The 10,949-nt window shown below is 74.3% G+C and carries 9 protein-coding genes; 5 read left to right on the forward strand and 4 right to left on the reverse strand.

Features of this window, described 5'->3' with window-relative positions; genetic code table 11:
• Together MNZ39_RS21325 and MNZ39_RS21330 are read right to left on the reverse strand one after the other, a co-directional pair.
• Nucleotides 1-1,589: methyl-accepting chemotaxis protein (locus tag MNZ39_RS21325; RefSeq protein WP_242341116.1), on the reverse strand; the 1,589-nt coding region annotated here is incomplete at its 3' end.
• A 245-nt stretch (nt 1,590-1,834) separates the two neighbouring features.
• Nucleotides 1,835-2,875 carry an aminoglycoside phosphotransferase family protein gene (locus MNZ39_RS21330; RefSeq protein WP_242341117.1) on the reverse strand — a complete coding sequence of 347 codons (1,041 nt, stop codon included), beginning with the start codon at nt 2,873-2,875 and terminating at the stop codon, nt 1,835-1,837.
• A gap of 120 nt (nt 2,876-2,995) precedes the next feature.
• Between MNZ39_RS21330 and MNZ39_RS21335 the strand changes: the two genes are divergently transcribed.
• On the forward strand, nt 2,996-4,375 hold the full coding sequence (locus MNZ39_RS21335) for a pyridoxal-phosphate dependent enzyme (protein ID WP_242341118.1): 1,380 nt from the start codon (nt 2,996-2,998) through the stop codon (nt 4,373-4,375).
• A gap of 43 nt (nt 4,376-4,418) precedes the next feature.
• Nucleotides 4,419-5,585, forward strand: coding sequence for a cystathionine gamma-synthase (locus MNZ39_RS21340; RefSeq protein ID WP_242341119.1), 1,167 nt, complete (start codon nt 4,419-4,421; stop codon nt 5,583-5,585).
• A 14-nt stretch (nt 5,586-5,599) separates the two neighbouring features.
• Here MNZ39_RS21340 and MNZ39_RS21345 read toward each other — a convergent pair whose 3' ends face one another.
• On the reverse strand, nt 5,600-7,054 hold the full coding sequence (locus MNZ39_RS21345; protein WP_242341120.1) for an MDR family MFS transporter: 1,455 nt from the start codon (nt 7,052-7,054) through the stop codon (nt 5,600-5,602).
• A 115-nt stretch (nt 7,055-7,169) separates the two neighbouring features.
• Between MNZ39_RS21345 and MNZ39_RS21350 the strand changes: the two genes are divergently transcribed.
• Nucleotides 7,170-9,257, forward strand: a complete 2,088-nt coding sequence (locus MNZ39_RS21350) for a hypothetical protein (RefSeq protein ID WP_242341121.1) — start codon at nt 7,170-7,172, stop codon at nt 9,255-9,257.
• A gap of 44 nt (nt 9,258-9,301) precedes the next feature.
• Here MNZ39_RS21350 and MNZ39_RS21355 read toward each other — a convergent pair whose 3' ends face one another.
• Nucleotides 9,302-9,589 (reverse strand): hypothetical protein, encoded by a 288-nt coding sequence (locus MNZ39_RS21355; protein ID WP_242341122.1) that lies wholly within the window; start codon nt 9,587-9,589, stop codon nt 9,302-9,304.
• Nucleotides 9,590-9,681: 92 nt separating this feature from the next.
• Here MNZ39_RS21355 and MNZ39_RS21360 point away from each other — a divergent pair, with 92 nt between their 5' ends.
• On the forward strand, nt 9,682-10,035 hold the full coding sequence (locus tag MNZ39_RS21360; protein ID WP_242341123.1) for a hypothetical protein: 354 nt from the start codon (nt 9,682-9,684) through the stop codon (nt 10,033-10,035).
• A 211-nt stretch (nt 10,036-10,246) separates the two neighbouring features.
• On the forward strand, nt 10,247-10,949 hold a 703-nt coding region (locus MNZ39_RS21365; RefSeq protein WP_242341124.1), incomplete at its 3' end, for a BON domain-containing protein.

A 10,949-nucleotide genomic window follows, 5' to 3' on the forward strand; every position in this document is an offset into this window, starting at 1 on the left:
GGCGCGGCCGCCCTGGCGGGGCCCGGCGCGGCCGCGAGGCCCTGCTGCCTCGCGGGCGCCCCCGGCGCGGCGGCTGCCGGCCGGGCCGAGGCGAGCCCGGGCACCTGGAAGAAGCGGGTGAGCTGCTGGAGCGCCTCGGCCTGGGAGGCCATCTCCTCCGCGGTCGAGCTGAGCTCCTCCGCGGCGGACGCGTTCCGCTGCGTGACCTGATCGACGACCGCCATCGCGCGGGCGACCTGCTCCACGCCCTGCGACTGCTCCTGCGACGCGGCCGCGACCTCCTGGACGAGCTCGGCGGTGCGCCGGATGGCCGGCACGAGCGCGGAGATGAGCCCCCCGGAGCGCTCGGCGACGCCGACGCTCGACCCCGCCATCGCGCCGATCTCCTTCGCCGCCTTCTGCGACCGCTCCGCGAGCTTGCGCACCTCGGTCGCGACCACCGCGAAGCCCTTGCCGTGATCGCCCGCGCGCGCCGCCTCGATCGCGGCGTTCAGCGCGAGCAGGTTGGTCTGGTAGGCGATCTCCTCGACGATCGAGACCCGCTCGGCGATGCCGCGCATGGCCACCACGGTCTCGCGGACCGCCGCGCCGCCCTCCTCCGCGTTCTGCGCGCCCTCCCGCGCGGTCGTCTCGGTGTGCAGGGAGCTCTCGGCGTTGCGCGAGATCGACGCGTTCATCTCCTCGAGCGAGCTCGTCGTCTCCTCCACGCTCGCGGCCTGCTCGCCGGTGCCCTGCGAGAGCGCCTGCGAGGTCTCGGAGACCTGGGCGGACGCGCTCGAGAGCGCCTCGGCGCCGGCGCGGACCTCGCCGATGACCTGCGCGAGCCGCGCCGTCATGTCGGCCATGGCCGCCTGCAGCCGCCCGACCTCGTCCCGCCGGTCCACCGCGAGCCGCAGCGTGAGGTCGCCGCCCGCGATCCGCTGCGCCGCTTCGACCGCGCCGGCGAGCGGCACCGTCACCGAGCGGGTCACGAGGGCCGCGAACAGCGCCGCGATCACGAGCGCCGCCCCGACGAGGGCGAGCGCCAGCGCGCGGGCGTCGGCGTAGGCCGCGTCCTGGCGGACCATGGCGGCCTCCATGCCGGCCTCCGCGCCCGCGACGATCCCGCCGCAGGTCTCCGCGAGCCGCTCGAGCCCCGGGTCGAGCTCGGTCTCCATGGCCCGGACCGCCCCGGCACGATCGCCCGACTCGAGGAGCCGCTCGACACGCTCGTGGTGGAGCTCGACCTCGCCGAGCAGGCGCTGCGTCTCCCCGAGGGCGCGCAGGTCGCCCTCGCCGGCGAGCTTCGCGAGCCGGCCGCGGAGCTCCTCGGCCCGGCGCCGCGCCTCGTCGAGGCCGGCGACCGCGGTGCGGACCCCGGCGGCGTCGTCGGCGAGCAGCATCTCGTCGGCGAACGTGGAGATCGCGCGCGCCTCCTTCTCGAGGGCATGGGCGAGCTGCGCCTTCGTCCAGACTCCGCGCGCGATCTCCTCGTTCAGCCGGTGCATGTCGGCCATGGCGCGGAGCCCGAGGCCCCCGACGCCGACGAGAAACGCGCACAGGATCCCGAATGCGACGGTGAGGCGCGTCCCGATGCTGAGGTTCTTCACGTGGTCCTCCCGCGGCTGCGTGCCGCGCGGGACCCCTTTGCGGGGCACGTGCCGCCGCGACGCGGCATTCGACCGCAGCGGCCGCGCCGAATCCGTCAGTGACTTCGCCACGTTGGCGCAGCCGTCCCCGGTCCGCGGTGTCCGGGTGAACACCTACCCTGGGTCCCCGGTCGGGGCCAAGGCAGCGTCCCAGGGCCCTACGAGCGACGGGCGCAGCGGCGAGACCGCTCGCGCAAAAGGCGGCGTCAGGCGAGCTCGGGCACGTGCCGCGCGAGCACCCCTCGGAGCTCGGCGAGGTCGGGCCGCCGCGCGAGCGCGTCGCGCACGTAGCGCAGCGAGGCGGGGATGGAGACGAGGAAGCCGGGGTTCCCCTTCACGCGGTCGATGAAGACGAAGCGGCCCGCGTCCTTGAGCTTGCGCTGCACCGTGAGGAGGTCGAACACCTCGCGGAAGGGCTCGTACGCGAGGCGCGGCCCGCCCTCGGCGGCGAGGCGGTCGAGGTAGCGGCGGAGCATCGCCTCGACGAACGCGCCCTCGAGCTCGACGTAGCTGTCGCGCAGGAGCGCGACGAGATCGTACTGGCGCGGGCCGAGGAGCGCGTCCTGGAAGTCGATCACCGCCTGCTCGCCGCCGGGCAGGACCATGAGGTTTCGCGACTGGTAGTCTCGGTGAGTGAATCCCTTGGGCTCCGCGTCGAGGGCGCGGGCGATCCGGTCGAAGTCGCGGTCCACCACCTCGCGCTCGCCCGGCGTGAGCGTCGCGCCCTTCCAGGCCTCGAGCAGCCACTCGCGGAAGTGATCGAGCTCCCAGCGGTAGAGGTCGAAGTCGAAGCTGCGCGTGAACGCGATCGAGCCCGCGGGGCGCGCCTCGGCGGCGGCGCGGAGCCGCGCGAGCTGGTCGACCGCGCGCTCGTAGAGCGGCGCCTTCGGGTCGCCGGCGAGCAGCCGCGTCTCCAGCATGTCGTCGCCGAGGTCCTCGAGGACCATGAGCCCCTCCGCCTCGTCGAAGGAGAGGATGCGCGGGACCCGGACGCCCAGGGAGGCGAGGTAGCGCTGCACGTCGACGAACGGGTTCTCGGCGGGCGCCCCGCCCTTCGTCACCTCCTCGGGCTTCGCGTCGGGCGGGAGCACCATCACGACGTGGGAGGCGGGGGGCGCGCCGACGCGCCAGTAGCTCCGCAGCGAAGCATGGCCCGCGAGGCGCCGGACCGGCACGTCGCCGGTGGCGCGGCCGGTCGCGCGCGCGATCGCGCCGCGGAGGCGCGCTTCCGTCAGGGGATCGTTCATCTGGGTCGTCTCTCCTGCCCGTCGTCCGGAGCCGGCGGGTCGCGTTGACGGGGCTGGAACCGCCTGCCTATAACGCGCGGTCACCGGCCGATCTGCCGCGGCGGCCTGGACGGAGCGCCCATGCCCTACCACGAAGACGTCCTCTCCGCGATCGGCCACACCCCGCTCGTCCGGCTCCGCAAGCTCGTCGGTCCCGAGGACGCGACGGTGCTCGTGAAGCTCGAGTACCTGAACCCGGGCGGCTCCATCAAGGACCGGATGGCGGTGCACATCATCGAGAAGGCGGAGAAGGCGGGGCTCCTCCGCAAGGGCGGCACCATCGTCGAGAACACGAGCGGGAACACCGGCGTCGGCGTCGCCATCGCGGCGGCGGTGAAGGGCTACCGCTGCATCTTCACGATGCCGGACAAGATGTCGAAGGAGAAGCAGGACACGCTGAAGGCGTTCGGCGCCCAGGTCGTCATCACGCCGACGAACGTGCCCGCCGACTCGCCGGACAGCTACTACTCGGTCGCGAAGCGCATCGCGGCGGAGACGCCGAACAGCTTCTACCTGAACCAGTACCACAACGTGGACAACATCGAGGCGCACTACCGGAGCACCGCGCCCGAGATCTGGGAGCAGACGGGCGGGCAGCTCGACGCCTTCGTCGCGGGGCTCGGCACCGGCGGGACGATGAGCGGGTGCGGGAAGTACTTCAAGGAGAAGAACCCCAGGATCCTGAACGTCGGCGCGGACCCGATCGGCTCCGTCTACCACTCGATGTTCAAGACCGGGAAGCTCTCGCAGCCGCACGTCTACAAGGTGGAGGGGATCGGCGAGGACATGATGTGCGGGGCCATGGACCTGTCGGTCCTCGACGACGTGCGCCAGGTGAACGACCAGCAGGCGTTCACGATGGGTCGCCGCCTCGCCCGCGAGGAGGGCATCTTCGCCGGCGGCTCCTCGGGCGCCGCCGTCCACGTGGCCGTGCAGCTCGCCCGCGAGCTCGGCAAGGGGAAGACCATCGTCGTGCCCCTCCCCGACGGCGGCCGCGCCTACATCTCGAAGATGTACTCGGACGAGTGGATGCGCGACAACGGCTTCGCCCTCGACGGCGCGGAGCCGGTCGCGAGCGCCACCGTGAAGGACGTGCTCGGGCGCCGGCGCGGCGAGGTGATCACCGCGCGCAAGACCGACAAGGTCGAGGTGGTGGTCCGGGCGATGAAGGAGCACGACATCTCCCAGATGCCCGTGGTCGACGACGCGGGCCGCGCCATCGGGATGATCCACGAGTACGACCTGCTCAACTTCCTCATCGAGGGGAAGCACCGGCTCACCGAGCAGGTCGAGCCGCTCGTCCAGCCGCTGCAGGGCGTCGTCGGCGCCGACACGCCCGTCGGGCGCCTGCGCGACATCTTCAACGACGACCACGTCGCGGTGGTGAAGGAGGGCGACCGCGTGACGGGCATCGTCACGAAGATCGACCTCATCGAGTTCCTGGGCGAGCGGCTCAAGTAGGCGCGCTCGACCGTCGGAGAGCCGTCGCAGGAGGCACACGCACATGGACGACCGGAAGCTCTCGTTCGAGACCCTCGCCATCCACGCCGGTCAGTCCCCGGACCCCACGACGGGCGCGATCATGACGCCCGTCTACCTCACCTCGACGTACGTGCAGGAGAGCCCGGGCGTCCACAAGGGCTTCGAGTACTCCCGCACGCAGAACCCGACCCGGCACGCGCTGCAGGACTGCCTCGCCGCGCTCGAGGGCGCGCGCCACGGGCTCGCGTTCGCCTCCGGGCTCGCCGCCACCGACGCGATCCTCCACCTCCTCGACGCGGGCGACCACGTCGTCGCCTCCGACGACGTGTACGGCGGCACCTTCCGCATCTTCGACAAGGTCTACCGCCGGCACGGCCTCTCGTTCACGTACGTCGACATGAGCGACGCGCGGAACGTCGAGCGCGCGCTCACGCCGCGCACGAAGCTCGTCTGGATCGAGAGCCCCACGAATCCGATGCTGAAGATCGTGGACCTCGCGGCGGTGGCCGCCATCGCCCGCGCGCACGGCGCGCGCACGGTGGTCGACAACACCTTCGCCACCCCGTACTTCCAGCGGCCGCTCGCGCACGGCATCGACCTCGTCGCGCACTCGACGACGAAGTACCTGAACGGCCACTCCGACGTGATCGGCGGGGCCGCGGCCACGAACGACCCGGAGCTCCACGAGCGCCTCAAGTTCCTGCAGAACGCGGTCGGCGGCGTGCCCTCGCCCATGGACAGCTTCCTCGTGCTGCGCGGGCTCAAGACCCTGCACGTCCGGATGGACCGGCACGCCGAGAACGCGCTCGCGATCGCGCGCTGGCTCGAGAGCCACCCCCAGGTCGAGCGCGTCACCTACCCCGGCCTCCCCTCGCACTCGCAGCACGCGCTCGCCCGCCGGCAGATGACGGGGTTCGGCGGCATGCTGACGTTCGTCATCCGCGGCGGCCTCGACGCGGCGCGCGCCTTCCTCCAGAACGTGCGCATCTTCGCGTGCGCGGAGTCGCTCGGCGGCGTCGAGAGCCTCATCGAGCACCCGGCCATCATGACGCACGCGTCGGTGCCGAAGGAGACGCGCGAGGCGCTCGGCATCGCGGACGGGTTCATCCGCGTCTCGGCCGGCATCGAGCGCGCGGACGACCTGCTCGCGGACCTCGAGCGCGGCTTCGCGGCGGCGAAGCGGGCGTAGCTCCGCCGTCCGGCTCAGCCCTCCGCCCGCGCCGCCTCGGGCGCGGCGCTGCTCACCGGGAGGCGCGGGAAGCGCGTCGCGACGAGGAGCGCCGTCGCCGCGATGCCGGCGACGCTCCAGAACACGACGCCCATCGCCCCCTGCAGCGCGCCGCCCACCGCGGCGATCTCCGCCGGCGCGAGCGAGGCGCGCTCGGCGCCGAGCAGCTTCTCGGCGACGCCCGGCGCGGCGCCGGCGCGGCCGAGGGCCGCCGCGAGCACGGCGCCGAGGAGGCCGACCGAGAGCGTGCCGCCGATCGTCCGGAAGAACAGGGTGCTCGCGGTGGCCACGCCGCGCCGGTTCCAGGCCACGCTCGTCTGCACCGCGAGGATGAGCGGCGTGTTGGCGAGCCCGAGCCCGACGCCGTACGCGAAGGTGAGGACCTGCGGCACGAGCACGCTCGTCCCGGGCCTGAGGAGCAGCGCCAGCCCCGCACCCGCGACCGCGCTCGTCGCCAGGCCGCCGAGCAGGAGCCGCCGGTACCCGAGGCGCGGCAGGAGCCGGCCCGCGAGCGTGCTCGCGAGGGGCCAGCCGACGGCCATCGGCGCGATGGCCGCGCCCGCGGTGGTGGGCGAGCCGCCCAGGATGGCCTGCACCCAGAGCGGCACGTAGGTGACCATCGCGAGCATGGCCGCGCCGAGCAGCGCGCCGGTCGCGGACGAGACCGCCATCACCCGCTGCGCGAAGAGATCGAGCGGGAGGAGCGGCTCGGGCGCGCGCCGCTCCACCACGAGGAACGCCGCGAGCGCGGCCGCCGCGACGGGGAGCGCCGCGAGCCCCGCCGCGCTCGAGCGCGCCGCGGCGAGGAGCGCCACGACCGCCACGGAGAGGAGCGCGGCGCCGCCGAGATCGAGCCGGTGCGGGTGGCGCTCGGGGCGCTCGTGGTAGGCGACCGCCAGCACCGCGGCGCTCGCGAGGCCGAAGGGCAGGTTCACCCAGAAGATCCAGCGCCACCCGAGCGTGTGGACGATGGCGCCGCCGAGCACCGGCCCGACGAGGCCCGCGATCCCCCACACCGCGCCGAAGATGCCCTGCATGCGCGCGCGCTCGCGGAGCTCGAACAGGTCGCCGATGATCGTGAGCGAGACCGGCTGGATCGCGCCCGCGCCGAGGCCCTGGATGGCGCGCCACGCGATGAGCGCGCCCATGCTCCCGGCGAAGCCGCACCCGCTCGACCCGAGCAGGAAGAGCGCGATCCCCGCGAGGAGTACGGGCTTGCGGCCGTGGAGGTCCGCGAGCTTGCCGTGGATGGGCACCGTGACCGTCGCGGTGAGCATGTACGCGGCGAAGGCCCAGGCGTAGAGGGCGAGCCCGCCGAGCTCGCCGACCACCGTCGGCATCGCCGTCGAGACGACCGTCATCTCCATGGCGGCGAGGAACGTGCCGAGGAGCACGGAGACCACGGTGAGGGGACGGCTCGTCGCGCGCATGGAGGCGGACCCCTTAGCGCCGCCTGGCGAGAAGGTCAATCCGGCCCCACCGCGCGCATCCCCGCGGGCTGCGCCTTCCCTGGCGCAGCGCACGTTCCGCGCTACATTGCCGCGCATGGTCTCCCCCGCCGCGACCGTGCTCACGCTCATGGCCCTCGCCCTCCCGCCCTCCCGCCCCGCGATCCCTCCCCCGCCGCAGGCGCTCCGCCCCGCCGCGGCCCGCGCCGTGAAGGCGCTCGTGGCGAGGCACGGCGAGGCCGAGCGCGCGCGGGCCGAGCGCGGCGTCGCCCAGGCCGCCGCGTTCTGGCGGCCCGCCGACGGGGACGCGAAGGCGTTCGAGGCGTTCTGCGCCGAGCACTTCCTCCCCGCGGGCGAGGCGCTCGACGCGACGTTTGCGCGCCTCGAGGCGTCGTTCGAGGCGCTCGACGGGCACGCCCTCGAGATCTCCCGCGAGCTGTCGCGCTACGCCCAGCTCGACGAGGGGCCGATGCGGCCGGTGGACGCGCTCCTCGCCGCCTACGACGCCTCGGCCCACGCGATCGACGACCTCTTCGAGGGCAAGGTCGCGTTCGTGGCGCTCCTCAACTTCCCGCTCACCACGCTCGACGAGCGGCTCTCGGCCGGCGCGGGCTGGTCGCGGCGCGCCTGGGCCGAGGCGCGGCTCGCGAACCGCTTCGCGCGGCGCGTGCCGGCGGCGGTGAACCAGGGCATCGCCCGCGCCTCGGCGGACGCCGACCTCTACATCGCCGACTACAACCTCTTCATGCACCACGTGCTCGCCGAGGACGGGCAGCGCCTCTTCCCCAAGGGGAAGCGGCTCCTGTCCCACTGGAACCTGCGGGACGAGCTCAAGGCGCAGTACGCGCAGCCGGACGGCCTCGCGCGCCAGCGCGTGATCGCGAAGGCGATGGAGCGGATCGTCACGCAGACGATCCCCGCGGCGGTCGTGAACGATCCCGCGGTGGACTGGAACCCGTTCACGAACGAGGTGCGCCCCGCGCCCGCCGAGACGGTCGAGCCGGGCGCCGCCCCGCGCGCGGCGGCCGCGAAGGCCTCCGCGGCGCGCGAGCCGGACACCCGCTACGCGAAGATCCTCGCGAACTTCCGCGCGGTGAAGGCGGCCGATCCCTACTCGCCCTCCGCCCCCACCTACATCGCGCGGAAGTTCGAGCTCGAGCGCGAGATCCCGGAGGCGCGGGTCGTCGCGATGCTGGAGGAGGTGCTGGGCGCCCCCGAGATCGGGCGCATCGCGCGGCTCGTGGAGCAGCGCCTCGGGCGCAAGCTCGAGCCGTTCGACGTCTGGTACGCCGGGTTCAAGCCGCGCATCGAGCGGTCCGAGGCGGACCTCGACCGGCTGACGCGGAGCCGCTACCCCTCCGCGCTTGCGTTCGCGACGGAGCTGCCGGTCACGCTGCAGAAGCTCGGCTTCTCGGAGGAGAAGTCCCGCTTCCTTTCGGCCCACATCGCGGTCGATCCCGCCCGCGGCTCCGGCCACGCGATGGAGGCGGCCCGCCGCGGCGACCAGGCCCACCTGCGCACGCGCGTCGGTGCGGACGGCATGGACTACAAGGGCTTCAACATCGCGATCCACGAGCTCGGCCACAACGTCGAGCAGACGTTCTCGCTCTACGGCGTCGACCACACCCTCCTGCGCGGCGTCCCCAACACCGCCTTCACGGAGGCGATCGCGTTCGTCTTCCAGGCGCGCGACCTCGAGGTGCTGGGGCTCCCGCCGCCGTCTGCCGACGCGAAGCGGGTCCTCGCGCTGAACGACCTCTGGGCCGCGTACGAGATCGCCGGGGTGGCGCTCGTCGACCTCGGCATGTGGCACTGGATGTACGACCACCCGAAGGCGACGCCGGCCGAGCTGCGCGAGGCGACGCTGCGCCTCGCGCGAGACGTGTGGAATCGCTGGTACGCGCCGGTGTTCGGCGTGCGGGACGTGCTCATCCTGGCGATCTACTCGCACCTCGTCTCGAACCTGCTCTACCTGCCCGACTACCCCATCGGCCACCTCATCGCGGCGCAGCTCGAGGAGCACCTCGAGAAGCTCCCGCCGGGCAAGCGGCTCGGCGACGAGATCGAGCGCATCACGATCCAGGGGACCCTCGCGCCCGACCTCTGGATGAAGGGCGCGACGGGCGAGCCGGTCTCGGCGCAGCCGCTCATCCGCGCCGCGGCGCGCGCGCTCGAGCGGAGCTGAGGTCCCTCGGAGCCGGCGGCAGCAGCCGGCCGGCGCGGGATCGTTCAGGCCCGCGCGGCGACGTCCCGGGCGCCTCCGCACATCCACGCGCGCGCCGCGTCGGCCGTGCCGATGAACATGCGCCGCGCTCCGGGCGCGTCGTCGTACATGAACACGAGGCCGTTCACGCGGAACGTCACCTCGAACTCGTCCCAGCCGACGTCGCGCGCGTCGCACGGTTCTCCGGGCAGCGCGATCCACAGCCGCCCGCTCGCCTCGTCGCGGCACGGCCGGCCGCGCCTCGCCTCGGCCCAGTGCCGGATCTCCGTGACCGCCTGCGTGGCGCGCAGCATGTGAGGCCTCCTCGACGCGAGTGAGATCCATAACGCTCGAGCCCCCACGCGCACGCCCCGCCGCGGGCGCCTCCGATGCGCATCGTCCTCCCATGGCCAACAACGAATGGACCGACAGCGCGGCGGATGCGGCGGCGAGGGCGGCGCAGCGTCGGGAGACCGGCGGGGCGAGCGTACCGGCCGGCGGGGCGCACGCCCCCGCGGACGTGACGATTCCCGGGCGGCCGGAGCAGGAGGGGCGGACGCCCGGCCGCGAGGTGGGCGCCGACGTGAACGCTCCACCGAGGGCGGAGCCGGAGCAGCAGGTGCCAGGCCGGCGCGGTGCCGCTCCGGAGATCTCTCCGCCGGTGCGCGACCCGACCCCCGAGGAGGCGCCCGAGCTCCTGGGCGAACGCTCCGACTACCCGCTCCTCTACGGGGAGGACCCGGGCGACATCGGGCAGTGAGCAGGTCGAGCGTGGCGCTCGCGCTCCCTTCGCGGGCCGGCGAGCGGGCGGGCGGCTCCGACGCAAGGGCCCGCTCCCGGACACCCCGGCGCCGGGGCCGGCGGTCGAGCGTCCTTCGCAGCGGGACGCCTCCTGCCGGAACCTCCGCGCCGCCGGTGCGCCGCGCGACGCCCCGTGGTTAGGCTCTGTTCGGATCGCGCGGGAGGGACCGATGGGCGGGAGGCGGGGACGCGGCGCGTGGATGATGGGCGGACTCGGGGTGGTGGCGGCGGGCGCAGGCCTCGCGTGGATGGCCGATCCCCGCAGGCGTGGCGTGCTCGCCCGCAGCGCGGGGCGCGCGCTCCACGACGCGGAGGACTTCGTCGAGAGCGGGGCGCGCGACCTCGGCCATCGCGCGGCCGGCGCGGCGCACGAAGCGCGGGCGCGCCTCGCGCACGAGCTCCCCGACGACGACGTCCTGGCGGAGCGGGTCCGCGCGCGGCTCGGACACCTCACCGACCACGCGCACGCGATCCGCGTGACCGCGAACGACGGCGAGGTGGTGCTCGAGGGGCCGGTGTTCAGCGTCGAGCATGCGGCGCTCCTCGCCGGCGTGCGCATGGTGCGCGGGGTCCGCCGGGTGCACGACCGGATGAAGTCCCACGAGACCGCGGACGTGCGGGCGCTCCAGGGCCTCGGCCCGCGCCGGCGTGCCCGCGGCGCGATCCTGCCCATCTCCTCGCCCGCCTACCGCCTCGCGGCGGGGGCCGCGGGCGCGTTCCTCGTCGGGCGCGCCCTGCTCCGCGGCGGGCTCGGCCGGATCCCCGCCGGGCTCGTCGGCGCGTCGCTGCTCGGGCGCGTCCTCGGCGACGCCGGCGAGTCGCGGCGCGCCGACGCGCGCGAGGAGGCGGCGCTCGCGGGGCGCGGCCGGACCA

Source organism: Anaeromyxobacter sp. SG66, from assembly GCF_022690805.1.
Classification (GTDB): domain Bacteria; phylum Myxococcota; class Myxococcia; order Myxococcales; family Anaeromyxobacteraceae; genus Anaeromyxobacter; species Anaeromyxobacter soli.